The sequence below is a fragment of the Vibrio sp. OPT24 genome (genome assembly GCF_015163545.1).
Classification (GTDB): Bacteria; Pseudomonadota; Gammaproteobacteria; order Enterobacterales; family Vibrionaceae; genus Vibrio; species Vibrio cyclitrophicus.
This window is the reverse complement of record NZ_JADDYI010000064.1, coordinates 1-236: the sequence shown is the minus strand read 5'-3', so window position 1 is coordinate 236 and position 236 is coordinate 1. Positions and strand designations below refer to the sequence as shown.

Sequence of the window (236 nt, the reverse complement as noted above, 5' to 3'; positions counted from 1 at the left end):
CTGTAATGTGGTTGCGGGAGCCGGATTTGAACCGACGACCTTCGGGTTATGAGCCCGACGAGCTACCAAACTGCTCCATCCCGCGTCCGGATGCATTATTTAAGTTAATGACTCTATATTTCCAACATCAATCCTAAGAAAGAAATTGGAGCGATACATCGGGTTCGAACCGATGACCTCAACCTTGGCAAGGTTGCGCTCTACCAACTGAGCTAGTATCGCATAAGCTAACCGTT

2 tRNA genes are annotated in these 236 nt (G+C 48.3%); both read right to left on the bottom strand.

Features of this window, described 5'->3' with window-relative positions:
- Window positions 1-8: 8 nt before the first annotated feature.
- Window positions 9-85: transfer RNA gene (locus IQO02_RS20040), tRNA-Met, on the bottom strand.
- Between the two features lie 61 nt (window positions 86-146).
- Window positions 147-222, bottom strand: a tRNA-Gly gene (locus IQO02_RS20035).
- Window positions 223-236: the final 14 nt, after the last annotated feature.